Source organism: Arhodomonas aquaeolei DSM 8974 (genome assembly GCF_000374645.1).
In the GTDB taxonomy this organism is placed as follows: domain Bacteria; phylum Pseudomonadota; class Gammaproteobacteria; order Nitrococcales; family Nitrococcaceae; genus Arhodomonas; species Arhodomonas aquaeolei.
This window is the reverse complement of sequence record NZ_KB894804.1, coordinates 94,817-121,245: the sequence shown is the minus strand read 5'-3', so window position 1 is coordinate 121,245 and position 26,429 is coordinate 94,817. Positions and strand designations below refer to the sequence as shown.

General features: G+C 70.5%; 21 protein-coding genes. 10 read left to right on the top strand and 11 right to left on the bottom strand.

What is annotated here, in order from left to right:
* Positions 1-32 precede the first annotated feature (32 nt).
* The 4 genes from fdhD to C516_RS0107375 are packed head-to-tail and all read right to left on the bottom strand — an operon-like array spanning position 33 to position 5,853.
* The gene (gene fdhD / locus C516_RS18905; protein ID WP_084594121.1) at positions 33-938 is read right to left on the bottom strand and encodes a formate dehydrogenase accessory sulfurtransferase FdhD; all 906 of its coding nucleotides are present in this window, start codon (positions 936-938) and stop codon (positions 33-35) included.
* The gene (gene fdhF / locus C516_RS18900; RefSeq protein WP_051088201.1) at positions 935-3,826 is read right to left on the bottom strand and encodes a formate dehydrogenase subunit alpha; all 2,892 of its coding nucleotides are present in this window, start codon (positions 3,824-3,826) and stop codon (positions 935-937) included. The genes fdhD and fdhF overlap by 4 nt, the downstream gene beginning before the upstream one ends.
* An 18-nt stretch (positions 3,827-3,844) precedes the next feature.
* On the bottom strand, positions 3,845-5,389 hold the full coding sequence (locus C516_RS0107380) for a formate dehydrogenase beta subunit (protein WP_018717724.1): 1,545 nt from the start codon (positions 5,387-5,389) through the stop codon (positions 3,845-3,847).
* Positions 5,386-5,853: an NAD(P)H-dependent oxidoreductase subunit E gene (locus tag C516_RS0107375; RefSeq protein WP_018717723.1), complete on the bottom strand. Its 468-nt coding sequence runs from the start codon at positions 5,851-5,853 to the stop codon at positions 5,386-5,388. Before C516_RS0107375 ends, C516_RS0107380 begins: the two co-directional genes overlap by 4 nt.
* A gap of 279 nt (positions 5,854-6,132) precedes the next feature.
* Here C516_RS0107375 and C516_RS0107370 point away from each other — a divergent pair, with 279 nt between their 5' ends.
* Positions 6,133-7,458: an MFS transporter gene (locus tag C516_RS0107370; RefSeq protein WP_018717722.1), complete on the top strand. Its 1,326-nt coding sequence runs from the start codon at positions 6,133-6,135 to the stop codon at positions 7,456-7,458.
* Between the two features lie 16 nt (positions 7,459-7,474).
* Here C516_RS0107370 and C516_RS0107365 read toward each other — a convergent pair whose 3' ends face one another.
* Entirely contained in the window at positions 7,475-7,891 is a 417-nt protein-coding gene (locus tag C516_RS0107365; protein WP_018717721.1) for a MerR family transcriptional regulator, read from the bottom strand.
* 56 nt (positions 7,892-7,947) lie between these two features.
* Here C516_RS0107365 and C516_RS21000 point away from each other — a divergent pair, with 56 nt between their 5' ends.
* From C516_RS21000 to C516_RS0107340, 6 genes are all read left to right on the top strand, one after another.
* Positions 7,948-8,256, top strand: a complete 309-nt coding sequence (locus C516_RS21000; protein WP_156831161.1) for a hypothetical protein — start codon at positions 7,948-7,950, stop codon at positions 8,254-8,256.
* Between the two features lie 61 nt (positions 8,257-8,317).
* Positions 8,318-9,277, top strand: coding sequence for a cation diffusion facilitator family transporter (locus tag C516_RS0107360; RefSeq protein ID WP_018717720.1), 960 nt, complete (start codon positions 8,318-8,320; stop codon positions 9,275-9,277).
* A 165-nt stretch (positions 9,278-9,442) separates the two neighbouring features.
* Positions 9,443-10,453: a hypothetical protein gene (locus tag C516_RS20455; RefSeq protein ID WP_018717719.1), complete on the top strand. Its 1,011-nt coding sequence runs from the start codon at positions 9,443-9,445 to the stop codon at positions 10,451-10,453.
* Positions 10,454-10,622: 169 nt separating this feature from the next.
* Entirely contained in the window at positions 10,623-10,916 is a 294-nt protein-coding gene (locus C516_RS0107350) for a circadian clock KaiB family protein (RefSeq protein WP_018717718.1), read from the top strand.
* 75 nt (positions 10,917-10,991) lie between these two features.
* The gene (locus tag C516_RS18890) at positions 10,992-12,293 is read left to right on the top strand and encodes a diguanylate cyclase domain-containing protein (RefSeq protein WP_018717717.1); all 1,302 of its coding nucleotides are present in this window, start codon (positions 10,992-10,994) and stop codon (positions 12,291-12,293) included.
* Between the two features lie 85 nt (positions 12,294-12,378).
* Positions 12,379-13,551 (top strand): NnrS family protein, encoded by a 1,173-nt coding sequence (locus C516_RS0107340; protein ID WP_018717716.1) that lies wholly within the window; start codon positions 12,379-12,381, stop codon positions 13,549-13,551.
* A 47-nt stretch (positions 13,552-13,598) separates the two neighbouring features.
* Here the strand turns inward: C516_RS0107340 and C516_RS0107335 are convergent, their stop codons facing one another.
* Positions 13,599-16,682, bottom strand: a complete 3,084-nt coding sequence (locus tag C516_RS0107335) for an error-prone DNA polymerase (protein WP_018717715.1) — start codon at positions 16,680-16,682, stop codon at positions 13,599-13,601.
* A gap of 116 nt (positions 16,683-16,798) precedes the next feature.
* Here C516_RS0107335 and lexA point away from each other — a divergent pair, with 116 nt between their 5' ends.
* The 3 genes from lexA to C516_RS0107320 are packed head-to-tail and all read left to right on the top strand — an operon-like array spanning position 16,799 to position 19,688.
* Positions 16,799-17,431 (top strand): transcriptional repressor LexA, encoded by a 633-nt coding sequence (gene lexA, locus C516_RS0107330; RefSeq protein WP_026321010.1) that lies wholly within the window; start codon positions 16,799-16,801, stop codon positions 17,429-17,431.
* A gap of 12 nt (positions 17,432-17,443) precedes the next feature.
* A complete protein-coding gene (gene imuA, locus C516_RS0107325; RefSeq protein WP_018717714.1) occupies positions 17,444-18,229 on the top strand; it encodes a translesion DNA synthesis-associated protein ImuA in 786 nt (261 codons plus the stop codon).
* 28 nt (positions 18,230-18,257) lie between these two features.
* Positions 18,258-19,688: a Y-family DNA polymerase gene (locus C516_RS0107320; RefSeq protein WP_018717713.1), complete on the top strand. Its 1,431-nt coding sequence runs from the start codon at positions 18,258-18,260 to the stop codon at positions 19,686-19,688.
* A 6-nt stretch (positions 19,689-19,694) separates the two neighbouring features.
* Here C516_RS0107320 and C516_RS0107315 read toward each other — a convergent pair whose 3' ends face one another.
* The 5 genes from C516_RS0107315 to pnp form a co-directional block, all read right to left on the bottom strand.
* Positions 19,695-20,528: a carbohydrate ABC transporter permease gene (locus C516_RS0107315; RefSeq protein WP_018717712.1), complete on the bottom strand. Its 834-nt coding sequence runs from the start codon at positions 20,526-20,528 to the stop codon at positions 19,695-19,697.
* Positions 20,529-20,538: 10 nt separating this feature from the next.
* Positions 20,539-21,486 (bottom strand): carbohydrate ABC transporter permease, encoded by a 948-nt coding sequence (locus tag C516_RS0107310; protein ID WP_018717711.1) that lies wholly within the window; start codon positions 21,484-21,486, stop codon positions 20,539-20,541.
* Complete coding sequence (locus C516_RS0107305; protein WP_026321008.1) at positions 21,483-22,544, bottom strand: ABC transporter ATP-binding protein; 1,062 nt, start codon at positions 22,542-22,544, stop codon at positions 21,483-21,485. Before C516_RS0107305 ends, C516_RS0107310 begins: the two co-directional genes overlap by 4 nt.
* 130 nt (positions 22,545-22,674) lie before the next feature.
* Positions 22,675-24,105: an ABC transporter substrate-binding protein gene (locus tag C516_RS18885; RefSeq protein ID WP_018717709.1), complete on the bottom strand. Its 1,431-nt coding sequence runs from the start codon at positions 24,103-24,105 to the stop codon at positions 22,675-22,677.
* 187 nt (positions 24,106-24,292) lie between these two features.
* On the bottom strand, positions 24,293-26,410 hold the full coding sequence (pnp, locus tag C516_RS0107295; protein ID WP_040409327.1) for a polyribonucleotide nucleotidyltransferase: 2,118 nt from the start codon (positions 26,408-26,410) through the stop codon (positions 24,293-24,295).
* Positions 26,411-26,429: the final 19 nt, after the last annotated feature.

Here is a 26,429-nt window from a genome sequence, read left to right as displayed (position 1 = left end):
TCCTTTGGTCGTCCCGTCTCTGCCCGGGCGGATCACCGCCCACCCGCGGCGGCATCCGCGACGCGGCCGGTGAGCACGCTGAAGCCGTCACCCCTCGCCTGGGCGATGAGGGTCATACCGGCCTCGCCGGCGAGGCGGATGGCCAGCCCCGTCGGCGCGGAGACCGTGCACAGCGTGGCCGTCCCCAGCCGGGCGGCCTTCTGGACCAGCTCGTAGCTGCAGCGGCTGGTCATCACCACGAAGCCGTCGCCGGGATCGGTGCCGTCGCGCAGTAACGCGCCAACGAGCTTGTCCAGCGCGTTGTGGCGGCCGACGTCCTCCCGCGCGGTCACGACCGTGCCGTCGGCAGCGGCGAAGGCCGCGGCATGCAGCGCGCCGGTGCTCGCATTCAGGGGCTGCCACTCGCGCAGCCCGGCCACCGCGCGGTGCACCGCCCTGGCGTCCACCGCCGCCGAGGCGGGCACGCGCCGCACCGGGCGCACGGCGTCGCTCAGGGCCTCCACCCCGCAGAGCCCGCAGCCCGTGGCGCCGGCCAGCCGGCGTCCGCCCTCGCGGACGTCGGCGATCGGCGCGGCACCGGAGCGGCGCTCGACGCGCAGGACGATGCCCGCGTCGTGCTCGCTGTGCGACAGCACGGCGATGTCCCCGGGACCGTCGATGACGCCCTCGGTGTAGAAGAAGCCGACGCCGAAGTCCGCCAGGTCCGTGGGGCTGGCGAGCATGACCGCGTAGTCCGCGCAGTCCACGCGCATCGCCACCGGCACCTCCTCGGGCACGCGCCGGCGGCCTTTGGCCGGGGCTCCGCCGGACCAGCGGGCCACGGGAACCTCGCGATACGGCGCTGCCCGGGGCGGCCCGGACACGGCGGCGCCGTCCGCGATCACGGGCACGTCCACGGGCACACGGCCGGGCCGCCCGGTGGCGGGAGCGGGGCTCATCGGCCCGCCCCCGCCGCGGCGATCACGGCACCGTCCGCCGTCTCCATCTCCGCGGACTCGGCGGGCAGGCCGAGGGTCCGCTCGCGGTGCTCGCGGTAGTGCACCTGCCACTCGGAATCGGTGACACTGGGCGTGACCTCCACCGCCGTGACCTTGTACTCGGGGCAGTTGGTCGCCCAGTCGGACTGCTCCGTGGTCACCACGTTGGCCGCGGTCTCCGGGAAATGGAACGTGGTGTAGACCACCCCCGGCGGCACGCGATCGGTGATCAGCGCCCGCAGCGTGGTCTCGCCGATGCGGCTGCGCACCGCGACTCGGGCACCGTCGCCGATGCCGCGCTGCTCGGCGTCGTGGGGGTGGATCTCCAGACGATCCTCGGCGTGCCAGACCCGGTTGTCCGTGCGCCGGGTCTGGGCGCCGACGTTGTACTGCGAGAGGATCCGCCCGGTGGTGAGCAGCAGCGGGAACCTGCGGTTGCTGCGCTCCTCGGTGGGGATGTAGGGCGTGAGCATGAACTGCCCCAGGCCGCGCACGAAGGTGTCCACGTGCATGGTTGGCGTGCCTTCCGGATGGGCCTCGTTGCACGGCCACTGGATGCTGCCCAAGTGTTCGAGCTTATCGTAGGTCACACCGGCGAAGGTGGGTGTGGTGCGGGCGATCTCGTCCATGATCTCCGAGGGATGACCGTAGTCCATCTGCGAGCCCAGCGCCCTGGCCAGGGCCAGGGTGATCTCCCAGTCCGCCATGCCCCCCGGCGGCGCCACCGCGCGGCGCACGCGGTTGATCCGGCGCTCGGCGTTGGTGAAGGTGCCGTCCTTCTCCAGGAAGGTCGAGCCGGGCAGGAAGACGTGGGCATAGCTCGCCGTCTCGTTGAGGAAGAGATCCTGGACGATGACGCAGTCCATGTTCTCCAGCCCGGCGGCGATGTGCTTGATGTTCGGATCGGACTGGAGGATGTCCTCGCCCTGGATGTAGAGCGCCTTGAAGCTGCCGGCGATGGCGGCGTCGATCATGTTGGGGATCCGCAGCCCCGGCTCGTTGTCCAGGGACAGGCCCCACTCGCGCTCGAAGACCCCGCGCACCTCGTCGTTGGCGACATGCCGGTAGCCCGGGAACTCGTGGGGGAAGGAACCCATGTCGCAGGAGCCCTGGACGTTGTTCTGCCCGCGCAGCGGGTTCACACCGACACCGCGCCGCCCCAGGTTGCCGGTGAGCATGGCCAGGTTGGCCATGCCCATGACCATGGTCGAGCCCTGGCTGTGCTCGGTCACCCCGAGGCCGTAGTAGATCGCGGCGTTGCCCCCGGTGGCGTAGAGCCGGGCGGCACCGCGCAGTGCCTCCGCGGGCACGCCGGTAACCCCTTCCACCGCCTCCGGGGCGTTCTCCGGGCGCACGATGAACTCCCGCCAGTCGGCGTACGCCTCGGACTCGCAGCGCTCGGCGACGAAGGCCTCGTCCGCCAGACCCTCGGTGACGATCACGTGGGCCAGGGCGTTAACCAGCGCGACATTGGTGCCCGGGCGGAGCTGGAGGTGGTAGTCGGCCTCGACGTGGGGCGTACGCACCAGGTCGATGCGGCGCGGGTCCACCACGATGAGCCGCGCGCCCTCGCGCAGCCGGCGCTTCATCTGCGAGGCGAACACCGGATGGGCGTCCGTGGGATTGGCGCCGATGACCAGGATGACGTCGGAGTCCTCCACCGAATCGAAGTCCTGGGTGCCGGCGGAGGTGCCGAAGGCGGTCTTCAGACCGTAGCCCGTGGGTGAATGGCACACCCGCGCGCAGGTGTCGACGTTGTTGGTGCCGAACACCGCCCGGGCGAGCTTCTGCACCAGGTACGTCTCCTCGTTGGTGCAGCGCGAGGAGGTGATCGCCCCGGCCGCCCCGCGCCCGTGCTCCGCCTGGATGCCGCGGATACGCCCGGCGGCGAAATCGATGGCCTCCTCCCAGCTCACCTCGCGCCAGGCGTCGGTGATGCGCTCGCGGATCATCGGTGTGGTGATCCGGTCCGGGTGGGTGGCGTAGCCCCAGGCGAAACGCCCCTTCACGCAGGAGTGGCCGTGGTTCGCCTGGCCGTCCTTGTAGGGCACCATGCGGATGACCTGGTCACCGCGCAGCTCCGCCTTGAACGAACAGCCCACGCCGCAATAGCCGCAGGTGGTGATCACGCTGCGCTCGGGCTGACCATGCTCGACGATGGTCTTCTCCTGCAGGGTCGCGGTGGGGCAGGCCTGCACGCAGGCGCCGCAGGAGACGCACTCGGAGTCGAGGAAGTCATCCTCGGCGGTGCCGGCGCTGATCACGGAGTCGAAGCCGCGCCCGTCGATGGTCAGCGCGAAGGTGCCCTGCACCTCCTCGCAGGCGCGCACGCAGCGCGAGCACACGATGCACTTGCTCGGGTCGAAGCTGAAATACGGGTTGGAGTCGTCCACCGGGGCGTCCAGGTGGTTCGCCCCGTCGTAGCCGTAGCGCACCTCGCGCAGGCCCACCGCGCCGGCCATGTCCTGGAGCTCGCAGTTGCCGTTGGCCGAGCAGGTCAGGCAGTCCAGGGGGTGATCGGAGATGTACAGCTCCATGACCCCGCGGCGCAGCTTCTCCAGCGCCGGCGTCTGGGTGCGCACCACCATCCCCGGCTCGACGTTGGTGTGGCAGGAGGCGGGGTAGCCCTTGCGCCCCTCGATCTCCACGGTACACAGCCGGCAGGAGCCGAACGGCTCCAGGCTGTCGGTGGCGCACAGCCGGGGGATCGCGATGTCCGCCGTCATCGCCGCACGCATCACCGAGGTGCCGGCGGGCACGGTCACGCTGTGGCCGTCCACCTCCAGGGTGACCGTGCGGGCGTCGGTGCTCACCGGGGTTCCGTAGTCCGTTTCCTGTACGACAGCCATGGCTACCTCTTTGCCGGATCAGCCCGCCGCAGCGGCGGCCGGGGTCCCGAAGTCCTCGGGAAAGTGTTCGAGCGCGCTGCGCACGGGATACGGGGTCAGCCCGCCCAGGGCGCAGAGCGAGCCCTGCTCCATGACGTCGCAGAGATCGCCGAGCAGGGCCAGGTTGGCGTCGGCGTCGGTGCCGGCACGGATGCGGTCGATGACCTCCACCCCGCGGGTGGAGCCGATCCGGCACGGAGTGCACTTGCCGCAGGACTCGATGGCGCAGAACTCCATGGCGAAGCGCGCCTGCTCGGCCATGTCCACGGTGTCGTCGAAGACCACGACGCCGCCGTGACCGATCATCCCGCCGCGCTCGGCCAGCGCCTCGTAATCCAGCGGCACGTCCAGCGCCGGGGCCGGCAGGTAGGCCCCCAGCGGGCCGCCGGCCTGCACCGCGCGCACCGGCCGCCCGGAGGCAGTGCCGCCGCCGAGCTCGTCGATGACGTGGGCCAGCGACACCCCGAAGGGCACCTCGTAGAGCCCGGGGCGGCGGACGTTGCCGCACAGCTGTACGGTGAGGGTGCCGCGGGACTTGCCGTGGCCGAGGGCGGCGTAGGCCTCGGCGCCGTCGGCGAGGATCGCCGGCACGGTGGCCAGGGTGATGACGTTGTTCACCACCGTGGGTACACCGAAGGCGCCCTGCACCGCCGGCAGTGGCGGCTTGAAGCGGATCACCCCGCGCCGGCCCTCGAGGCTCTCCAGCAGCGAGGTCTCCTCGCCGCAGATGTAGGCCCCGGCACCCATGCGCAGGGCGATATCGAAGCGGCGTCCGGAGCCGAGCAGGTCCGCGCCGAGCAGGCCGTTGTCGTAGGCGATCCCGATCGCCCGCTCCAGGGCCTCGCGGGCGTGGGGGTATTCGGAGCGCAGGTAGATGTAGCCCTCCTCCGCCCCCACCGCGACGGCGGCGATGGCCATGCCCTCGATGAGGGCGAGGGGATCGCCCTCCATGAGCATGCGGTCGGCGAAGGTGCCGCTGTCGCCCTCGTCGGCGTTGCAGACCACGACCTTGCGCGGGGCGGTCGCCTCGTGGGTGGTGCGCCACTTCACGCCGGTGGGGAAGCCGGCACCGCCGCGGCCGCGCAGCCCGGAGGCGGTTACCGCCTCCACCACGTCCGCCGGCGCCATCTCCAGCGCGGCCCGCAGGCCCCGGGTACCGCCGGTGACCACGTAATCCTCCCAGGACGCCGGGTCGACGACGCCGCAGCGCCGGAAGTTGATCCGGCGCTGCCCCTGGGCGGCAAGCAGCTCCTCGATGCGGCCCAGATGGAGGGGGTGGGTACCGCCATCGGCCAGCGCGGCGACGAGCCCGGGGACGTCCGCGGGGGTGACCGGGCCGAAGCCCTCGCGCCGGCCGTCGCGCTCGATCTCGATCATGGGCTCGAGCCAGAACAGCCCGCGCGAGCCCGTGCGCACCAGCTCCAGCGGCTCACCGCGCTCCGCCGCCACCCGGGCCAGGGCACGGGCGACGGCCTCGGCACCGATGGACTGCGCGCTGCTGTCCCGGGAGAGGAAGACCTTCATGCCGGCACCTCCCCGTCCGTGCCTGCGACCAGCCGGGTCACCCGCTCGGTGTCGAGCCGCCCCAGGGTCTCGCCGTCCACCTGGGCGGCGGGACTGCAGGCGCAGTTGCCCAGGCAGTAGACCGCCTCCACCTCCACCGTACCGCCGGCGGCCTCGGCGGCGGCGACCGCGGCGCGGTAGACCTCGCGACCACCCACGGCCTGGCAGGCCTCGGCGCGGCAGACCTTCACCACCCGCGCGGGGGCCGGTTCGCGGCGGAAGTCGGTATAGAACCCCACCACCCCGTCGACCTCGGCGCGGGTGAGGTTGAGCCGTTCGGCGACGCCGGCAACGGCATCCCCCGGGATATGGCCGAGGCGCTCCTGCACCTCGTGGAGGATAGGCAGCAACGCACCGGGTGCGTCGGCATGGCGTCGGCAGATCGCATCGAGGATCGCCGCGCGTGATTCGCTGTATTCCGGCATGCATCTCCTCCACACCGTGCCCCGTCCACAGGGGCGGGCACCCTGTCTCCGGCCGGGGGCGTATAGTTTGATCAGAACGCTAGTTCCGGGGCGGATAAGCGTCAAATCGCTGATTTCAATGACTTCATCGCCGCCCCCTATGGTGCGGCGCAGCTTGGCACCGGCGAGGTTACGACCCCGCGACCGCGCCCGCCGGAAGGAACGGGCGACGGCGTTCGCCGGTCTGCCCGGAAAAGGGGGCGGACATTCACTCACGACGTGTCACGACAAGGAGAACGAATGACCTCGACAGCCGGGGACGACACACCCCAACAGAAACCCACGCGTACCAACGCCTATACCGGTCGCGCGCATACACCGAAGACGGTCGTCGGCGGGACCATCGGCAATGTCATGGAGTGGTACGATTTCGCCCTCTACGGCTTCTTCGCGCCGGTGATCTCCCAGCTCTTCTTCCCGTCGGACAACCACCTGGCGTCGCTGATCGCGACCTTCGGCGTATTCGCCGCGGGGTTCGTGATGCGGCCCATCGGCGGCGTGGTGTTCGGCTACGTGGGCGACCGTCTCGGCCGGGCGGCGGTGCTGAAGATCTCCATCATCACGATGGGCACGGCCACCACCCTGCTCGGGCTGCTGCCCACCCATGCCAGCGCCGGGCTGTGGGCGGCGGTGCTGCTGGTCGGGGTGCGCCTGCTGCAGGGACTGTCCGTGGGCGGCGAATTCAGCGGCTCGGTGACCTACATGGTGGAGACCTCGCCGTTGCACCGGCGCGGCTTCTCCGGCAGCTGGGCGAACTTCGGCAGCCTGGCCGGGACCCTGGTGGGCTCGGGGCTGGCCGCGCTGGTGAGCACGCTACTGCCGCAGGGCGCCGTCGACGCCTGGGGCTGGCGGGTACCGTTCATCCTCGGCGGCGTGTTCGCGCTGCTGGCCTATCTCTATGTACGCGACCTCCACGCCTCGCCGCACATGACACACCATCAGGCGCAACACGAGGACGACTCGCCGCTGCACGAGGCGCTGACACAGAACCTGCGGGAGACGGTACTGGCGGTGATCTTCGCCTCGGGCTACGGCATCGTGTTCTACATCCCGCTGGTCTACCTGCCCACCTATGCCAGCGAGATCGGGGGCATCGGCAACGACGTGGCGCTGCAGGTGAACTCGCTGGGTCTGGCGCTCGCCATGCCGATCATCCCCCTGAGCGGCTGGCTCACCGACCATGTCATGCGGCGACGCACCCTGCTGGTCGGTGCGTTCGTACTGGTCGCGCTGTGCGGCTGGGCCCTGGTGGTGCTGGCCGCCCGGGGGCTGCCGGACCTGATCGCCGCGCAGGTGATCCTGGCACTGCTGATCGCGCTGCCGCTGGGCTCCGCGCCGGCGATGCTGGTGGAGCTGTTCCCGGTGGCGGACCGGCTCACCGGCTACTCCCTGGCCTACAACCTGGGGCTCGGCGTCGCCGGCGGTACCGCACCGATGATGGCGAGCTGGCTGATGTCGGCCACCGGCTACCAGGGGGCGCCGGGACTCTATCTCGTCGTCGCCGCACTCGTCGCCGCCGCTGCACTGTGGCTGATGCAGGACCGCAGCCGCGAACCCCTGCGCTGAGCCTGGCCCGGCGGGCTCACTGCCCGGCGGTGGTCGCCTCCGGTGAGAGCGCGGCGAGGATGCCGCACTGATCGATGGGGTGACGGCCGTTGCAGGCCGCCTGAAGCCGTTCCAGCCGCGCCTGCAGGGCGGTGAGCTGCTCGATGCGCTCGCGTACCGCGGCGAGCTGGCCGGCGATCTTCTCGTCCACGGCCTGGCACGGCTGGTCGTGATGCGCGGCGAGCGCCAGAAGCTCGCCGATATCGCTCAGCCCGAAGCCGAGCTCACGGGCGCGGACCACGAACGCCAGGCGCTCGACGTCCGCCCCGGTGTAATAGCGGTAACCGTTCGTCCCCCGGGCCGGCTGCGGCAGCAGCCCGATACGCTCGTAGTAACGGATGGTCACGGCCGGGCACCCGGCCCGACGCCCCGCCTCGCTGATGGTGTAGTGCACGGTACGTGCCTCCCGGGCTTTACCTTATAGGTACTATAAGGTCTAGGCTTTGGATTATGAACCATGCCCAGCGGCAAATCGCGACCACCTGGCGCCGGCCCCTCGCGGCGCTGGTGGCCGCGCTCGCGCTCTCACTGGCCGCACACGCCGCCGATACCGGTCCGCATCCCCCGAGCGCGCACGATCATGGCCACCCGGAGGTGGTCACCGCGACGCCGGTGTGTCACATCGCGAGCCACGTCCCCGCACTGCCGGTACGCGCCGCACCGGCGAGATCCCCGAACACCGTTCACCCACCACCGACGGACACGCCGGTACCGGTGCGTCTCGTCACCGCACCGCCCACGCCCCCACCCCGCGGCTGAGCCGGTCCGCTTGTGCGGCTCACATGCGTCAATCCATCAGCGACGGGGAACAGGCTCTGAAATGACCGACACGACCCACGATCACACGCACGACCATGACCACAGGCATGGTCACGGACACGATCACGACCACACCCCATCAAGCGGCCGGGCGTTGCTCATCGGGCTCGTGCTTACCGGCGGCTTCGCCCTGGTGGAGCTGGTCGCCGGCTGGTTGTCCGGCTCGCTGGCGCTCATCGGCGACGCCGGGCACATGGTGACGGACTCCCTCGCCCTGGGGCTCGGCGCCCTCGCCTCGCGCCTCAGCCAGCGACCACCAAGCGAGCGCCATAGTTTCGGGTTCCAGCGCGCCGAGATCGTCGGCGCCCTGGTGAACGCGGGCTTCATGCTGGTGGTGGTCGCCTGGATCGCCTACGAGGCCGTCCAGCGGCTGATCCACCCGGTCGAGGTCCAGGGCGGCATGGTCCTGGTGGTGGCGGCCATCGGGCTCGCCATGAACGTCGTGGTGCTGCGCGTGCTACACGGCGGCGAGCAGAACCTCAACACCCAGGGCGCCATCCTGCACGTGCTCGGCGACCTGCTCGGTTCCGTCGCCGCGCTGGCGAGCGGACTGGTGATCGCCCTTACCGGCTGGTTCCCCATCGACCCGCTCCTCTCGCTGGTGATCTCGGCACTGATCCTGATCTCCACCTCGCGGCTGCTGCGCGACGCGATCCACGTGGTGATGGAGGGCGTGCCGCGACACATCGACCTCGAGCGGGTCGGCCATCAGCTGCAGGCGGTGGACGGCGTCGAGAGCGTCCACGACCTGCATGTGTGGACCATCGCCTCCGGGCACTACGCCATCGCGGCCCACGTGCGCATCCGCGACCTCGAGCACTGGCCCCTGCAGCTCGACGGCATGAAGCGGCTGCTGCGCGAACGCTTCGGTATCGAACACGTCACCCTGCAACCGGAGCCGCTCTACGACGTCGCCGTGATCCCGCTCACCGGCCGCGAACGCGCCCGCGAGGAGCACTAGCACGCCCCCCTGATTAAGGCCGGTGTAAGGACGGCGCCGGATACTGCCGGACAGGTCCCCGGGGGCGGGACCGCCGTCCGGGTCATCGGCCCGTGACTCCACCCCCCGGGTCAAACGGTACGGGCGGCGCCGGGGGCAGGCTCCCGGCCCGGGGAGGAGTCTGGAATGGAACGCATGCAGCTACCCGGCGTCCGGGAACGCCTCTGGCAACTGGCCTACCTGCTCAAGCACACCTTCGCTGTCGTAGGGCGCCACCCCGGGATTGTCCGGCCGTGGGTGTACATGGCGGTTTACGCGGCGGTCATGGTGTCCGTGTTCTTCGCCGGCATCGCCGCGATCGCGGTGGACCGCGGCGGGACGGGGACGCTGCTCCTCGTGCTCGCGGTCGTGCTCTTCTTCTACAAGTTCTTCTTCTACAACCGCCTGGAGATCCAGCAGAGCTGGCTGGTGGCGGAGGCGGTCCAGGGCCGGTCCCCCGAGTCCACCGAGGCCCGGGCCCATGCCCGTAGTTGCCGACACGGCTACCGCCGGCTGGCGCTGCTGGACATGGTCTTCGGCTTCGTCGCCTCCCGCCGCAACAGCAACAGCGAGAAGTCCGGGCTGATCTCGGGGCTGGTAACGGCCATGCTTGCCGGTCTCACCGAGGTCTGGGACCTGGTCAACCACTACCTGCTGCCCGCCATCGCGGTGGACGGCGTGGGCGTGCGCGAGGGTATCTCGCAGATGCGTGACCTCCGCGACCGCGTACCGGAGAGCCTGGTGGGCGTGTTCGGCATCGATCTCGCCGCGCGCGCAGCGGGCACGCTGGTGGCGCCGCTCTACCTCCTCGCCGCCGTGGTGGCCGTACTCTGGGGGCTGTGGATCGGTGACGGGATGTCCGCGTTCTACGCCGGCTCGCTGCGTGCCGCGCTGGGTGACTTCGGGGCCGGCTGGCTGCCGGATGGGCCGCTGCACTTCAACTGGCTGCCGGCGCTGGTGGCGATATGGCTGTGCAAGGGGTTCAGCGCCATGTTCGAACGCCTGGTGACGTCGGTGAAGGTGGTCTACTTCACCGTGTTCTACATGCGCATCACTCACCCCGGGGATCTCGACCCGGCGGTACGCGACGAGCTCGAGGCCTACCTCCGGCTGGAAGGCAACGGAGATTCGGCACAGCCGGCGACCGAGCCCCGGTGACCCCCTCCCCGGGGCCGGCGCGGCAACCCCCGCCGGCCCCGGCATCCCATCCGTTTTCCGGGACAGGGCGCTTGACCGTCCCCGCCGCCACGGCTATGTTGCTTCGCCAAACCGCGCTGTGAGGTAGTCGACATCCCGCAGACGCATGGTCACGCATCAGGGACGACCCATGGCCTCCGGTTACCTGCTCAGGCTCTTCATCGCCGGCCATACGCCACGCTCCCGGCGCGCGATCGCCGATCTGCGCCAGATCTGCCAGGAGGACCTGGGCGGCCGCTACGCGCTCGAGGTCATCGACGTGATCGAAAACCCGGAGGCCGCGGAGCACGAGCACGTGGTGGCGACCCCCACCCTCATCAAGGAGCTCCCGCCGCCGGTGCGCCGAATCATCGGCGATCTCTCCGATCACGACCAGGTCCTCCATAGCCTGGCCCTCATTCCCGTGGGCCGGGGACACGCGTAAGCGTGGCATAACGCACCGGCGCAGCAGGCGCCGCCGGCATCCCGGGGGCCCCCGGGAGACAGCGGAGAACAAGCAATGCCGAACTGCCAGATCCCGACAGGCCACTCACCGTCGCGGCGCCCGGTTCCCGGTCTGCCGCCGGCGCTGGGCATCGACGGGGGGCCGCCGGTCATCGCCGGCCCCGACGACGGCGGCCCGGAGCTGCTGCACCGCGTCGTCGAGCACAGCAGCGACGCGCTGGTGGTGATCGACCCCGACGGGATCATCCGCTATGCCAACCCCGCGGCGCTTCGTCTGTTCGGCCGTGGTCACAACGAACTCGTGCACTCGCCATTCGGCTTTCCCCTGACCGCCGCCCGCACGGAGATCGACGTCCTGCCGCCGGAACGGCCGCCCCGGGTCGCGGAAATGGCGGTAGCCGGCATTCCCTGGCAGGGACGGACGGGCTATCTCGCAAGCCTGCGCGACATCACCGAACGCAAACGCCTCGAGCACGACCTGCGCCTGTCGGACCGCATCTTCGAGAACGCCGCCGAGGGCCTGCTGATCACCGGCGCGGACAACCGTGTCCTGCGCGCCAACGCCGCGGTCACGGAGATCACCGGTATCGGGGCCGGCGAGCTGCTCGGCAGCGACATCCTCGGGGCCCTCGCCCCCGCACGGAGCGAAGCGCTCGCCGGCGAGGTGCACCGGGCGCTGGCAGCGGGCCGGCGCTGGCAGGGCGAGATCGCCTCGCAGCGCCCGGACGGCAGCACCTTCGTCGCCTGGGTGAATGTCATCGGCGTCCGCGACAGTGAAGCACCGAACATCCGTAACAACATCGTCACCATTACCGACGTCACCCGCTGGAAAGCCGCCGAGCAACGCCTGGATTACCTGGCACACTTCGACCCGCTCACCGGGGTACCCAACCGCGCCGCGCTGGAGGAACACCTGGCACTGAGTCTCGCTCGCCGGCGCACGGACCGGATGCTGGCGGTACTGTTCCTGGACATCGACGGCTTCAAGCGCGTGAACGACGCCTACGGTCACGACACCGGCGACCGCCTGCTCGCCCACTTCGCCACCACCCTGCGCAACACCCTGCGCGACGGGGACTTCGTCGCCCGGCTGGGCGGCGACGAGTTCACGATCGTGCTGGAGGACATCCGCGAGCTCCGGCACGCGGTGACGGTGGCCGAGAAGCTGCTCTACGCCATGGACTCCCCCGTGACAGTGAACGGCCATACCTTCCGCGTGGGCACCAGTATCGGTATCGCGCTGGCTCCCGGGGACGGCGAGGACGGGCATAACCTCATCCGTGCCGCGGACATGGCGATGTATCGCGCCAAGAGCGCCTCGGGCGACACCTACGCGATCTCGGCCCACCGCCATTGAGCCCGCTCCGGCGGGATCGCCGGTGGTGTTCAGACCGGCCTTTAAAAGGTATATTTGATACATCTTAAAACGTGTCGGTGATCCCATGCCCCGCTCCCATCTACTGGCCTATCCGTTCCGGATCTTCTTTCTCCTGACGGCGCTGTTCGCGGTCGTGGTCATCGCCGTATGGCTCGGTGTGCTCACCGGATCGATCCGGCTGCCGGCAGCGACCTCGCCACTGTGGTGGCACGCCCACGAGATGCTTTACGGGCTGGTGCCGGGCGCGGTCGCCGGCTTCCTGCTCACGGCGATGGCGAACTGGACGGGGGCTCCGCCGCCCACCGGGGCCCGGCTGCTCGGCCTCGCGGCGCTGTGGCTCGCCGGCCGGCTGGCGATGGCGCTGTACGGCGGCGTCATACCCGTGGTCCCGGCGGCCATCATCGACCTCGCCTTCCTGCCGGCCCTGGCCCTGGTGGCACTGCGCACGCTTTGGCGGCACGGCAACCGGCGCAACCTGCCGCTGGTGGCCGTGCTGGCCGTGTTCGCCCTCGGCAACCTGTGCCTGCACCTCGCCATGGCCGGGGTCGCTCCGGGACTGGCGCGCACCGGGGAGTACCTCGCTCTTGATCTCACCGCCATCCTCATGGCCGTGATCGGCGGGCGGATCATACCGGCATTCTCCGGCAACTGGCTGCGGCGTCAGGGACGGGACCCTGAGCTCATACGCCGCCAGCCCCGGCTCGACCGGGCGGCCCTGCTGGCGCTGGTCGCCGTGCTCGCTGCCGACGCCCTCGCCCCCGGCAGCCGCGTGACCGCGGTGCTCGCCCTCGTCGCAGCGGCGCTGCACGCGGCCCGGGTGATCGGCTGGCGGGGCTGGCACACCGTCGGCGATCCGCTGATGTGGATCCTCCACTTGGGCTACGCCTGGATCCCGGTGGCGCTGCTGCTCAAGGGCCTGACCCCGTTCGTCCCCGCCGTGCCGCCGGCGGCCTGGATCCACGCCCTGGGCGTCGGCGCCATCGGCACGCTCATCCTCGGGGTGATGACGCGGGTGGCCGTCGCCCACACCGCCCGGGGGCTGCTGCTGCGCCCGGGGGGACGCGCGATCTACGCGCTGATCACGCTGGCGGTGCTCGCCCGACTCACCTCCGCCGCCACTGGTGCCACCGGCGCCCTGCACCTGGCGGGGGCGGCCTGGATCGCCTCCTTCGGGATCTTCGTCGTCGCCTATGCCCCGGTGCTGAACGCGCCGCGGGCGGACGGCCAGCCGGGATAGCATGCGCCCGTATCGCCGGGTGGCAGCCGCGGGGCAACCCCGGCGGGCTAGGCGAAATCCCGGCTGCGGGTGACCAGCCGCCCGAGGAGCCGGGAGTGATCCTCGATGCGCCCGGCGACGAGGTGCATGACCTCGCCCCGGCGCTCCCAGGTGCCGATCACGCCGAGCAGCCGCCCGCCGACCACGGCGCGACGGAAACGCTCGGCGGTGGCCTGCCAGACGACGACGTTCACCACGCCGGTCTCGTCCTCCAGGGTAAGAAAGGTCACCCCACCGGCGGAGCCGGGCCGCTGGCGGGTAATGACGAGACCGGCCCCCCGCACCAGCCGGCCGTGGCCGACCTCCCGCAGCGCGGCGGCGGTGCGGAAGCGCCGCCGGGCGAGGTGCGGGCGCAGCAGGGCCAGGGGATGGCGGCCCAGGCTCACGCCGGTACTGGCGTAGTCCGCCACCAGGGTCTCGCCCTCGCCGGGGGGCGCCAGCGCCGGGGCCGGCTCCTCGATCGCCGTGCCCCGCAGCACCGGCAGCTCCGGCTCCACACCGAGGACCGCCCAGCGGGCCCGGCGGCGGTGACCGGCCAGCCCGGCCAGGGCCCCCGCCGCGGCCAGGGCCTTGAGATCCCGGCGTTCCAGCGAGGCACGCCGGGCGAGATCCGTGACGTCATCGAAGGCACACCCGCGCCGGGCCGTGAGCAGCCGCTCGATACCGCCCGCGGACAACCCCCGCACCAGGCTCAGCCCGAGTCGTAGCGCCGGCCCGTCGTCCGGCGACGGCTCCAGGGTACAGGCGGCCTCGCTGACGGCCACGTCCACCGGGCGCACGCCCACGCCGTGCTCCCGGGCGTCACGCACGAGCTGGGCGGGGCCGTAGAACCCCATGGGCTGGCTGTTGAGCAGCGCCGCGGTGAACGCCGCGGGGTAGTGGTGCTTGAGCCAGGCGGAGACATAGACCAGCAGCGCGAAGCTCGCCGCATGGCTCTCCGGGAAGCCGTACTCGCCGAAGCCCAGGATCTGCTGGAACACCCGCTCGGCGAAGTCAACGTCATACCCCCTCTCGCGCATGCCCTCCACCAGCCGCTCGCGGAACGGCCCGAGCCCACCCTTGCGGCGCCAGGCGGCCATGGACCGGCGCAGTCCGTCCGCCTCGCCGGGGGTGAAGCCGGCGGCCACCACCGCAAGCTGCATGACCTGCTCCTGGAAGATGGGCACGCCGTAGGTACGTTCGAGCACCTCGCGCACCGCCTCGCTGGGGTAGTCCACCGGCTCCAGCCCCTCGCGACGGCGCAGATAGGGATGGACCATGTCGCCCTGGATGGGACCCGGCCGGACGATGGAGATCTCCACCACCAGGTCGTAGAAGGTCTGCGGCCGCATGCGGGGGAGCATCGCCATCTGCGCCCGGGACTCCACCTGGAACACCCCCACCGTGTCCGCCCGGCCGATCATGTCGTAGACCGCCGGGTCGCCCTCCGGGATGTCGCCCAGGCCCAGGGACCGGCCGTGGTGGCGCGCGACGAGCTCGAAGCAGCGCCGGATCGCGGTGAGCATGCCCAGCGACAGGCAGTCCACCTTGAGCAGTCCCAGGGCCTCCAGGTCGTCCTTGTCCCACTGGATCACGGAGCGCCCGGCCATGGCGGCGTTCTCCGTGGGCACCAGCTCCGCCAGCGGCCCGCGGGAGATCACGAACCCGCCCACGTGCTGGGAGAGGTGACGGGGGAAACCCAGCAGCTCGCGGGCGAGCACGATCAGCCGGTGCACCACCGGGCTCTCGGGGTCCAGGCCGGCCTCGCGCACACGCTCGTCGCCGATGGTGCCCCCGTCCCACCACTGCATGGCACCGGCCAGCCGCTCGAGCTGGTCCTGGCCCAGACCGAGCGCACGGCCCACGTCGCGCAGGGCGCTGCGCGGGCGGTAGGTGATCACCGTGGCGGCCAGCGCCGCGCGCTCGCGACCGTAGCGGCGGTAGATGTACTGGATCACCTCCTCGCGGCGCTCGTGCTCGAAGTCCACGTCGATGTCCGGCGGCTCGCCCCGCTCGGGGGAGATGAAACGCTCGAATAACAGCTGCTGACGGGTGGGGTTCACGGCGGTGATGCCGAGGCAGTAGCAGACCACGGAGTTCGCCGCCGAGCCCCGCCCCTGGCAGAGGATGCCGCGGCGGCGGGCGAATTCCACCACGTCGTGGACCGTGAGGAAGTACGGCTCATAGCCCATGCCGGCGATGACCGAGAGCTCGTGCTCCACCTGCCGGCGCACCTCCCCGGGCACGCCGTCTTTCCAGTGATCCGCCAGTCCGGCCTCCACCAGCGCGCGCAGCCGTTCACCGGGCGTCGCGTATTCCCCTGTCAGCTCGTCGGGGTACTCGTAGCGCAGCTCCGTGAGCGAGAAGCGGCAGCGCGCCGCCACCCGGACCCCCTCCTCCAGCAGGGGCCGCGGGAACAGCCGCGCGAGCTCGCCGCGGGAACGCAGGTGGCGCTCGCCGTTACCGGCCAGGGCCGTGCCGAGCTCGGCCAGCGGACGGCCGAGGCGGATCGCGGTGAGCGTGTCCTGGAGGGCTCGCCGGCCACGGCGATGCATCAGCACCCCGCCGCAGGCGAGTCGCGGTACCCCGGTGGCCGCGGACAGCCGGGCGCTGACACGCAGCCGTTCGGCGTCCGAGCCGTCGCGCAGGGCCCCCACGCCGAGCCAGCCCCGGCCGGGGAAGCATCCGGCAAACCACGCCGCCGTCTCCTCCGTCAGCGCCGGGGTCACCCACAGGATGGCGAAGCAGTCCGGCAACGCCCCGGCCAGCTCCGCGCGCCCCAGGCGGTAGGCCCCCTTCGGGGCCAGGCTCCGCGCCAGGCTGATGAGCGCGCACAGCTGGCCGTAGGCACGGCGGTCGGGGGCGAGCACCACCAGCGTGGTGCCGTCCTCGAGCACGAACTCGCTGCCGACGATCAGCGCCAGCCCCGTCTCCCGGGCGGCCATGTGCGCCCGCACCACGCCGGCGACGGAGCACTCGTCGGTCACCGCCAGGGCCGTGTACCCCAGCTCGGCGGCGCGCGTCATCAGCTCGCCGGGATGGGAGGCCCCGCGGCGGAAGCTGAAGTTGCTCAGGCAGTAGAGCTCGGCGTAGGCGGCGGTCTCGTCGTCCATCACGGGGTTTCGCGGATTGCTGTATATATTTACAGTATTCCCATGAATGCCCGGTACTCAACCGGGCTTGCCAGCCGGCGAAGATACTGTATATTTATACAGTAACCGGAGGATGCATGAACGAACTGACCCCCCGACAGGCCGAGATACTGGCGCTGATCCGCCGCTGCATCGCGGAGACGGGCTACCCGCCGACGCGCAGCGAGATCGCCCGCGCCTGCGGCTTCCGCTCGCCCAACGCCGCGGAGCAGCACCTGCGGGCACTCGCGCGCAAGGGGGTCATCGAGATGCGCCGGGGGGCCTCCCGGGGCATCCGCCTGATCGGTATGGAGACCGATGAAGGCGACGCAGGCGACGACACCGGCGAGGGCCTGCCGGTGGTCGGCCGGGTCGCCGCCGGCAGCCCGATCCTGGCGGAGGAGCACATCGAGCGGCGCTACGCGATCACCGAGGCGCTGTTCGACCGGCGTCCGGACTACCTGCTGGTGGTCCGGGGCGCGAGCATGCAGGACGCGGGGATCCTGGACGGCGATCTCCTGGCGGTGCAGCGCACCGAAGAGGCAAGGGACGGCCAGATCGTGGTGGCACGCCTGCACGACGAGGTCACGGTGAAGCGCTTCCGCCGCCGTGGCCCCCACGTGGAGCTGCTGCCCGAAAACGACGCATTCCGCCCCATCGAGGTGGATCTGCGAGTCGAATCCCTTGCCATCGAGGGCATCGGGGTGGGTGTCATCCGCCCCGCGCTCTGAGGAGAGTCAGCCATGAGTGAAGCGGTCGAGGAGCTGCTCCGTCAGCCCGGTATCTGGCGGGCCGGCACCACGGGGGACGGGCCGGACGGACGTCATGTCACCACCGGCCACCCGGCCCTGGACGCGGTGCTGCCCGGCGGCGGCTGGCCCCGGGGGGCACTCACCGAGGTCCTCCACGAGCACCACGGCATCGGTGAGCTACGGCTGCTGATGCCCGCGCTGGCGGAGATCGCGCGCCAGGGGCGCTGGGTAGCCTTCATCGCCCCGCCCTTCGTCCCCTACGCACCGGCACTCGCCGCCCAGGGACTCGATCTGGGCCGGCTGCTGCTGATCCACCCCCGCAGCGGGACCGACGCCCTGTGGGCCGTGGAGCAGGCCCTGCGCGCCGGGACCTGCGGGGCCGTGCTCGCCTGGCCGCGCCAGGTGGACACCGCAAGCCTGCGCCGCCTGCAGCTCGCCGCCGAGGCCGGGGACAGCCTCGGGCTGATCTTCCGCCGCGAGAGCAACCGCAGCAGCGCCTCGCCGGCAGCCCTGCGGATGCACCTGGACCGGGACGACCGCGGCCTGCGCATGGAGCTGCTCAAGTGCCGCGGCGGCGGCCGGCGCCGGGTCCTCTACCCGGAGACGGACGCCGCCCCGGCGGTGCCCGCCGCGGTCAGCGCACCACCGGCGGCACGCGAGGCGGCCGGACCGGCCCCGGTACGCAATGCCGCGACACCGCGCCCGGCACCGCACCGCCGCGGCGGCGGCCGGCCGCGGGCCGCACAGATCGAGCTGGGGCTGGTGCCCCGGGGCTGAGCGCCGGATGCCGGCGGAGGATCGCCCCATGACGCTGTGGCTGTGCCTGCGGGTGCCGGAGCTGGCGCTGGAGGTCTTCCAGCGGGCCGGAGGCGACGACGATGCCCGCGTGGTCGCCGAAGGCGGTACGGTATCGGCGGCCAACCGGCCGGCCCGCCGCGCCGGGGTGGCACCGGGCCAGCGCGTCAGCGCCGCCCGGGCCCTGGTGCCCCGGCTGCTCTGCCACGAACGCGATCCGGCCGCGGAGGCTCGGGCCCTGCGTCAGCTCGCCGCCTGGTCGCTGCAGTTCACCCCGGTGGTAAGCCCCCAGCGCCCGGACGCCCTGCTGCTGGAGATCGGCGGCAGCCTGCGCTACTTCGGCGGACTGGAGCGGCTGCGCACCACGATCGCCGACGGCGTGGTGGGGCTCGGCTACCGGCCGCTGACCAGCCTCGCCCCGACCCCTACCGCCGCCTGGCTGCTTGCCCGCGCCGGCGACACGACGGCCGCGACGACGCAGACCGAGAGCGATGCGGCACTGACCCAGTTGCCCGTGGCGGTCCTCGCGCTGGAACAGCCCCGCCACCATGAAGAGCTCACCGGCCTCGGCTGCGAGACCCTGGGCGACGTCCTCGCCCTGCCCCGGGACGGCCTCGCCCGGCGCTTCGGCCATGCCCTGCTGCGCCAGCTCGACCGCGCCCACGGCCGTCACGCCGACCCGCGCCACCCCTGGCAGCCCCCGCCGCGCTACCGCGCCGAGATCGCCCTGCCCCGGGAAAGCGGCGACCGGGAGCTGATCGCCCGGGGCCTGGAACGACTGCTCGGCGAGCTCTGCGGCTACCTGAGCGGGCTCGGCCGGGGGGTCCAGCGCCTGGAGCTGCGGCTCCACCACGTCCCCCGCGGGGCGAGCACCGCCCGCGTCGGCCTGCTCGCCCCGAGCCGCGATGCCGCACACCTGCTCACCCTCGCCCGCGAACGCCTGGAACGCCTGGCCCTGTCCGGCCCCGTGCAGTCACTCACCCTGCTGGCCGGCGACCTCCAGCCACTGGCCCCGGAATCGCCGGCACTCCTGCCCGGCGCCCGGGAAGAGACGCCGTGGCACGGCCTGGTGGAACGGCTCTCCACGCGCCTGGGCGAGGAGACGGTCAACGGCCTGCACACCCGCAGCGAGCATCGACCCGAGCGTGCCTGGCATTACGTCGCCCCCGGCCGCGGCGGCGGGACGCCGGCGCCCAACCCCGCACGCCCGCTGTGGCTGCTGGACCCGCCCCGGGCACTGACCGTGAGCGGCGAGACGCCCGCATGGCACGGCCCCCTCACCCTCCACGACGGGCCGGAGCGCATCGAGTCCGGCTGGTGGGACGGCCAGGACGTGGCCCGCGACTACTACGTGGCCAGCAACCCCGGCGGGGAACGGCTGTGGGTCTACCGCGAAAGGGGCCATGCCCGCGGCTGGTTCCTCCACGGGCTGTTCGCCTGAGCCGCCCTATCCCGTCTCCGCGCTCTGGAAGCCACGGACCAGGTAGTCGAACAGCAGCCCGTAGGCGAGCCCCAGCGGGATCGCCACGATCGCCGTCGCCGCCATCAGCGAAGGCCAGAAGTAGACATCGCCGCGGATCAGCTCCGTGGGCACGCCGGCGCTGAGGTTGCGCGAGGCGCTCTCGCTGATGAAGGTCACGGAGTAGATATAATTCGACAGCGACAGCGAGAACGCGAACACCATGCATGCCCCGATGCCCGGCAGGGCCTGGGGCAGCACGACCTTGCGGAACGCGGTGAAGCGCGAGCAGCCGTCCAGCAGCGCCGCCTCGTCGAGCTCCCGGGGCACCGAGCGGAAGAAGCCCAGCAGCAGCCACGTACAGAAGGGCACCGTGATGGTGGGCAGGACCACCACCAGCGACCAGATGCTGTTCGCCAGCCCCAGCCACACCACGATGCGGAACAGCGGGATGAACAGCAGCGTCGGCGGGATGAGGTAGACGAGGAAAATCGCCATGCCCGAGCTCTCGCCCCAGCGCCCGGTGAGCCGCGCGAGGGCGTAGGCCGCCGGCACCGCCAGCACCACCGTGATCGCGACCACGAACACCCCGATCACCAGCGAGTTCCACAGGAAGGTGGGGAACGGCGTGCCCGTGAACAGGAACACCAGGTGCTTGAGGGTCGCGCCCTGCTCGTAGAGGAACGGGTTCGACCCCGGGTCGAAGAGCTCCGACTCCTTCTTGAAGATCGTGAGCACGGCATAGGCGATCGGCAGTATCGAGAACAGTACCAGCAGCACGACCGCCGTGTAGAACCCGGTTTTTCTCGCCTGCCTGCGCATGCCCGTCACCTCAGTCGCGGTGCAGCCGTGCGGCGAAACGCAGCGCCACGATCGCCGCCGCCGCGAGCACGGGGAAGAGAAACAGCGACACGGCGGCCCCCTGGGCGAGGTCGCCGCTCTCGATGCCCTTGAGATAGGCCCAGTAGGGCAGGATCTGGCCCGAGTGCCCCGGCCCGCCCCGGGTGAGCAGTGCCACCGTGGACATCTCGCCGATGACCAGCAGCGCAGTGAACAGGATGGCCACGATGAGCACCGGCGCCAGTGCCGGAATAATGATGCGCAGGAGCACCCGGAAGAATCCGGCGCCGTCGATCTGGGCCTGCTCCAGCCGCTCCCGGGGGATGGACAGCCGGCCGGCGAGGACAATGATCGTCGCCAGCGGCAGGGTGCGCCAGATATCGACGAACACCACCGAACCCAGCCCCAGCCACTCCCGGCCGAGGTAATAGAGGTGCTTTGCCGGCCCCAGCGGTGTGCCCGGCCCGAGCAGGCCGAGCTGTACCAGCAGCCAGTCTATCGGGCTGAACTGCGAGTCCAGCAGCCACAGCCAGGTGATGGCCGCGAGCGCCACCGGCATCGCCCAGGGCAGCATGAACAGCACCTGCACGAGCCGCCGGCCGGGGAATTCCCGCGCCAGGATCTCCACGGCGATAGTCGCCAGCACCACGATGCCCACGACGGTAGCGACGGTGACGATGATGCTGTTGCGCAGCGCGCTCATGAACGCTTCCTGCTGCATCACCGCACGGAAATTCTCCAGGCCGACAAAGCTGCTGATCGTGGGATCGCCGACGGTGGCATCGCTGAAACTCAGCGCGATGGCGATGCAGAACGGCACCGCCACGAAGGCGACGATATAGAGCACCGCCGGCGCGAGCATGACGGTGCCGAGGACCCGTGGCCGCTCCAGGGCGTCCCCCGCGCGGGCGAACCAGCCGCCCTGCGCCGCGGCACTCATGCCGCCACCCCCGACGGGGCAGACCGGCGCTCGCCGCTCTCGGCATCGAAGTAGCGCGCGTTCGCCCGGCGCACGACCAGGGTCCGGCGCTGACCGGTCTCCATGCTCGGCGGCTCCGCCTGCCGCAGCCGCGCGATCACCCGCGGACGCCGCCGCCCGGTCTCGGGGACGCCGGCGCACACGGCAGCGTAGATCAGCCACTCCGCACCGAGGAACTCCAGGTGCTCCAGCTCGACCTCGAGGCGCAGCGCCACCTCCCCGGGGTCCTCCTCGCCGTGCTCGAGAAGCAGGTGCTCCGGGCGCACACCGAGGATGACGTTGTCACCGAGATCGAGACGGTTCATGGGTGGATCACCGATAAAGCCGGCCACGAAGAGGTTGCCGGGATCCTCGTAGAGCGTTCGCGGTGTGCCCAGCTGCTGGATGCAGCCGTTGTGCACCACCGCCACCCGGTCCGCGAGCCCGAGGGCCTCGAGCTGATCGTGGGTGACGTAGAGCGTGGTGATCTGCGTACGGTCGTGGAGCTCGCGCAGCTCCCCGCGTGCCTGGCTCCGGATCTGGGCGTCCAGCGAGGACAGCGGCTCGTCGAAGACGAACAGCTCCGGGTCGCGCACCAGCGCCCGGGCCAGCGCCACCCGCTGCATCTGCCCGCCGGACAGCCGGGTGGGCCGGCGTTCGAGCAGATCGCCGATATCCAGGATACCGGTCACCCAGTCGATCTTCTCACGCTGCTCCGCGGCGGGTACCCGGCGCGCCACCAGCGGGAAACGGATGTTCTCCAGCACGCTCATGTGCGGATACAGCGCGAAGCTCTGGAAGACCATGGCGACGTTGCGCCGCTTGGGCGGGATGCCAACGATGGAGCGTCCGTCCACCAGGATGTCGCCGGCACTCGGCTCCTCGAGCCCGGCAACCATGCGCATCAGCGTGCTCTTGCCGGAGCCGGACGGTCCGAGGATGGCGAGGAGCTCGCCGTCCGTGGACGTGAGGTCGATGCCGTCCACCGCGCGGATGCGGCCGAAGTGCTTCTTGAGGCCACGAGTCTCGAGTACCGCCATGTCGCCGTTCGCCCCGTTAATACAGTCATGGATCATCGCCCGCCGCACCGGAACGGGCCGGCGCAGCGGGACTCATTTCGGGGGAGCCGGCCCGCCCCGGCCGGGGGCGGGCCATGGACATCGGCGCTGCTCAGCCGCCGCCCACGTAGCCGCGTTCGCGCCACTTCTCGAAGATGGCGCGGATCTCCCCGGCAGTGTCCTCCACCGCCTGCTCCGGGGTTTTCACGCCACGGGCGACGTCCGCCATCATGCTGGAGATCAGGTGCGACTGGTACACCTCGCTGACAGCAGGGTTGGCATAGCCCGGGTAGCCCAGCCACGCGGTCCAGTCCTCGGCGGTCTTCAACAGACCGAGCTTGTCCGGGGGCTCCGCGCCCCACGGATCGTCGTTCAGCCAGCTGTCATCACCGAAGAGCTGCGGCACCTGGGAGGTAAAGGCCGGGAAATTGTAGAACTTGGAGTAGTAGCTCGCGGACGGATAGTTGTGCTCGAGATCGAGCATGAACTTCTTCGCCGCCTGGATCTTGGTCTCGTCGGTGACGTACTCCGGCATGGTGTGGATGAACCACACGTGGGCCGGCATCTTCACGTCACCCCGCGGTCCCTTCAGGCCCGGCCGGAAGCCGGTGTCTGCGGCCACGTCCGGCGAGCTCTCCTGGGCACTGCGGTAGAAGGAGATGGAGTTCTGGATATAGGAGGCGGAACCGCCGATGAAAGTCTGGTTATTGGAGGCGGCGTTCCACGCGAAGACCTCCGGGGTCATCGCGTTCTCGAAGAGCTGCTTCTGGAACTTCACGGCCTCGACGACCTCCGGCGAGTCGAAGGTGACATTGCCGTTCTCGTCCTGGATCGAGCCGCCGAAGGACCAGATCAGCGCGCGGGCATAAAACTCGGAGTCGATCTCCGGCGACATCCCCACGGCAACCGGCGTGCCGGTCTTCTGGAAGATCTTGCCGCCGCCCTCGAGCAGGTCCGCGTAGGTCTGCGGGCCATCGGGGTAACCGGCGTCCTTCCACAGAGAGCGACGGTAGTCACCCGGGTCCGGCACCCAGCCGTGGCAGAAGCCGTACCACATGTCCTTCGCCGGCAGGTAACTGGAACGCTCGCAGGTGCCGGCACGCTCGCCGAACTCCGTCGCGGCGGCCTTGTTGACGTCGTTCAGCGGCTTGAGCCCGTCGATGAACGCGGTCGGCGGGGCCACCATCTCGAACAGCGTCGCCCCCTCGCCGGCGGAGATCGACGCGGACAGGGTCGAGGCCAGATCGGCGATGTTGATGAAATTCACCGTGACGTCGACGTTATGCGCGTCACCCCATTCCTGGGCGTACTGCTTGAACCACTGGTCATAGCGGGGCACGAAGTGGCTCCACTGGGTGATGCTGATGCTCGTGCCGTCGGGGAACTGCTCGGGGAAGCTCATGTCCCCGTACTGGGTCTTGGAGAAGTCGGGGGCCGGCGGTTCGCCGGCGGCCCATGCGGTGCCCGTCACCAGGCAGGCGGCGAGGAGCGCAGTGGCACAACGCCGCGGGAAAGAGGCGGATTCACGGGGATAGTTGGACATTTTTGTGTCCTCCTTCGCGAAACGAGGAGTACACTGTGAGTCTAGAATCGCGTGGTGCGCTGTCAACGAACGGCGGAGACAGCGCGAACATGCCATCCCCGGAAACCGTCTTTCCCGGCAATATGCGATGAACCAAAAAAAGGGGCCTTACGGCCCCTTTTTCGCATGTTTCAGAAACCGGCGCCCGTCAGGCGTCGGCCTCCTCCACCGCCTTGATGCTCAGCCGGATCCGGCCCTGGCGGTCCACCTCCAGGACCTTCACGCGCACCACCTGTCCCTCGGAGAGCTCGTCGGCGACGCTCTCGACACGGCGGTTGGAGATCTGGGAGATGTGCACCAGCCCGTCGCGACCCGGCAGTATGTTCACGAACGCGCCGAAGTCCATGAGCTTGATCACCCGGCCCTCGTAGATGCGGCCGACCTCGACGTCCGCGGTGAGCAGCTCGATGCGCCGGCGCGCCTCGTTGGCGGCAGCGGCGTCCGTGGAGGCCACGGTAACCACGCCGTCATCCGAGATGTCGATGCTCGTGCCGGTTTCCTCGGTGAGCTGGCGGATGGTGCTGCCGCCCTTGCCGATGACGTCACGGATCTTCTCGGGGTCGATGCGCAGGGTAAGCAGCCGCGGCGCGTGCTCGGACATCTCCTGGCGGGGCTCGGCGATCACCTCGTTCATCTTGCCGAGGATGTGCATCCGGCCTTCGCGGGCGCGCTCCAGCGCCTTCTCCATGATCTCGCGGGTGATCCCGTTGATCTTGATGTCCATCTGTAGCGCGGTGACGCCGTCCTCGGAGCCGGCGACCTTGAAGTCCATGTCGCCAAGGTGATCCTCGTCGCCGAGGATATCGGTGAGCACGGCGAAGTCGTCGCCTTCCTTGATCAGACCCATGGCGATACCCGCCACCGGCGCCTTGATCGGCACGCCCGCGTCCATGAGCGAGAGGCTGGTGCCACAGACACTGGCCATGGAGCTGGAGCCATTGGACTCGGTGATCTCCGAGACCACGCGGATCACGTAGGGACACTCCTCGCTGCTCGGCATCACGGCCTGGATGCCGCGCTTGGCGAGCTTGCCGTGACCGATCTCACGGCGCTTGGGGCTGCCCATGAAGCCGGTCTCGCCCACGCAGTACGGCGGGAAGTTATAGTGGAGCATGAACGGCTCCTTGCGCTCGCCCTCGATGGCGTCCACCACCTGGGCATCGCGCCCGGTACCCAGCGTGGTGATGACCATCGCCTGGGTCTCGCCGCGCGTGAACAGCGCCGAGCCGTGGGTACGGGGCAGCGCACCGACCTCGATGGTCAGCGGCCGTACCGTGTTGTTGTCACGCCCGTCGATCCGCGGCTCGCCGCGGATGATGCGCCCGCGCACGATCTGCTTCTCGAGGGACTTGAACGCATCGGCGACCTCGCGCTCGCTCCAGCCCTCCGGATTTTCCTCGGTGGCGGTCAGCTCGGCAACGACGCGGTCACGTACGGCACCGACCGCGGCCTGGCGCTCCTGCTTGTCCACCACCTGATAGGCCTCGGCGAGCTCACCGCCCGCGAGCTCCTGCATGCGCGAGACCAGCCCCTGATCCTTGGCCGGCGCCTCCCAGTCCCAGCGGGGCTTGGCGGCCTCGGCGGCGAGCTCCTTGATCGCGCCGATCGCGGCCTGCATCTGCTCGTGACCGAAGAGCACGGCATCGAGCATGGTCTGCTCGGGGAGGCGGTCCGCCTCCGACTCGACCATCAGCACCGCTTCCTCCGTGCCCGCCACCACCAGGTCGAGGTCGGAGGCCGCGATCTGGCTGAAGGTCGGATTGAGCACGAACTGCCCATCCTGATAGCCGACACGGGCCGCACCGATGGGCCCCTCAAACGGGATGCCGGAGATCGCCAGAGCCGCCGAGGTACCGATCAGCGCCGGGATGTCGGCGTCGACCTCGGGGTTCATCGAGATAACCGTGGCGATGACCTGGACCTCGCTCGTAAAGCCCGCGGGGAACAGCGGCCGGATCGGTCGGTCGATCAGACGGCAGACCAGTGTCTCCTTCTCCGAAGGCCGTCCCTCGCGCTTGAAGAACCCGCCGGGGATCTTGCCCGCGGCATAGGTCCGCTCCTGGTAGTTGACCGTCAGCGGCAGGAAGGGACGGGGCTCGCCATCGTCCTGCTTACCCACGACGGTGACGAGCACCACCGTGTCCGACATGTTGACGAGCACCGCGCCGCTGGCCTGCCGCGCGATGCGTCCGGTCTCGAGCGTTACGGTGTGGTCGCCGTACTGGAACGTCTTCTGGACGGGAGTAGGAATCACAGGCCTATCCATTGTCTGGGCAGCTTTCGTT

Excerpts from the sequence above, each read along its gene's own strand:
- fdhD (WP_084594121.1), bottom strand. The coding sequence starts at position 938 with ATGAGCCCCGCTCCCGCCACCGGGCGGCCCGGCCGTGTGCCCGTGGAC.
- fdhF (WP_051088201.1), bottom strand. The coding sequence starts at position 3,826 with ATGGCTGTCGTACAGGAAACGGACTACGGAACCCCGGTGAGCACCGAC.
- C516_RS0107380 (WP_018717724.1), bottom strand. The coding sequence starts at position 5,389 with ATGAAGGTCTTCCTCTCCCGGGACAGCAGCGCGCAGTCCATCGGTGCC.
- C516_RS0107375 (WP_018717723.1), bottom strand. The coding sequence starts at position 5,853 with ATGCCGGAATACAGCGAATCACGCGCGGCGATCCTCGATGCGATCTGC.
- C516_RS0107370 (WP_018717722.1), top strand. The coding sequence starts at position 6,133 with ATGACCTCGACAGCCGGGGACGACACACCCCAACAGAAACCCACGCGT.
- C516_RS21000 (WP_156831161.1), top strand. The coding sequence starts at position 7,948 with ATGAACCATGCCCAGCGGCAAATCGCGACCACCTGGCGCCGGCCCCTC.
- C516_RS0107360 (WP_018717720.1), top strand. The coding sequence starts at position 8,318 with ATGACCGACACGACCCACGATCACACGCACGACCATGACCACAGGCAT.
- C516_RS20455 (WP_018717719.1), top strand. The coding sequence starts at position 9,443 with ATGGAACGCATGCAGCTACCCGGCGTCCGGGAACGCCTCTGGCAACTG.
- C516_RS0107350 (WP_018717718.1), top strand. The coding sequence starts at position 10,623 with ATGGCCTCCGGTTACCTGCTCAGGCTCTTCATCGCCGGCCATACGCCA.
- C516_RS18890 (WP_018717717.1), top strand. The coding sequence starts at position 10,992 with ATGCCGAACTGCCAGATCCCGACAGGCCACTCACCGTCGCGGCGCCCG.
- C516_RS0107340 (WP_018717716.1), top strand. The coding sequence starts at position 12,379 with ATGCCCCGCTCCCATCTACTGGCCTATCCGTTCCGGATCTTCTTTCTC.
- C516_RS0107335 (WP_018717715.1), bottom strand. The coding sequence starts at position 16,682 with ATGGACGACGAGACCGCCGCCTACGCCGAGCTCTACTGCCTGAGCAAC.
- lexA (WP_026321010.1), top strand. The coding sequence starts at position 16,799 with ATGAACGAACTGACCCCCCGACAGGCCGAGATACTGGCGCTGATCCGC.
- imuA (WP_018717714.1), top strand. The coding sequence starts at position 17,444 with ATGAGTGAAGCGGTCGAGGAGCTGCTCCGTCAGCCCGGTATCTGGCGG.
- C516_RS0107320 (WP_018717713.1), top strand. The coding sequence starts at position 18,258 with ATGACGCTGTGGCTGTGCCTGCGGGTGCCGGAGCTGGCGCTGGAGGTC.
- C516_RS0107315 (WP_018717712.1), bottom strand. The coding sequence starts at position 20,528 with ATGCGCAGGCAGGCGAGAAAAACCGGGTTCTACACGGCGGTCGTGCTG.
- C516_RS0107310 (WP_018717711.1), bottom strand. The coding sequence starts at position 21,486 with ATGAGTGCCGCGGCGCAGGGCGGCTGGTTCGCCCGCGCGGGGGACGCC.
- C516_RS0107305 (WP_026321008.1), bottom strand. The coding sequence starts at position 22,544 with ATGGCGGTACTCGAGACTCGTGGCCTCAAGAAGCACTTCGGCCGCATC.
- C516_RS18885 (WP_018717709.1), bottom strand. The coding sequence starts at position 24,105 with ATGTCCAACTATCCCCGTGAATCCGCCTCTTTCCCGCGGCGTTGTGCC.
- pnp (WP_040409327.1), bottom strand. The coding sequence starts at position 26,410 with ATGGATAGGCCTGTGATTCCTACTCCCGTCCAGAAGACGTTCCAGTAC.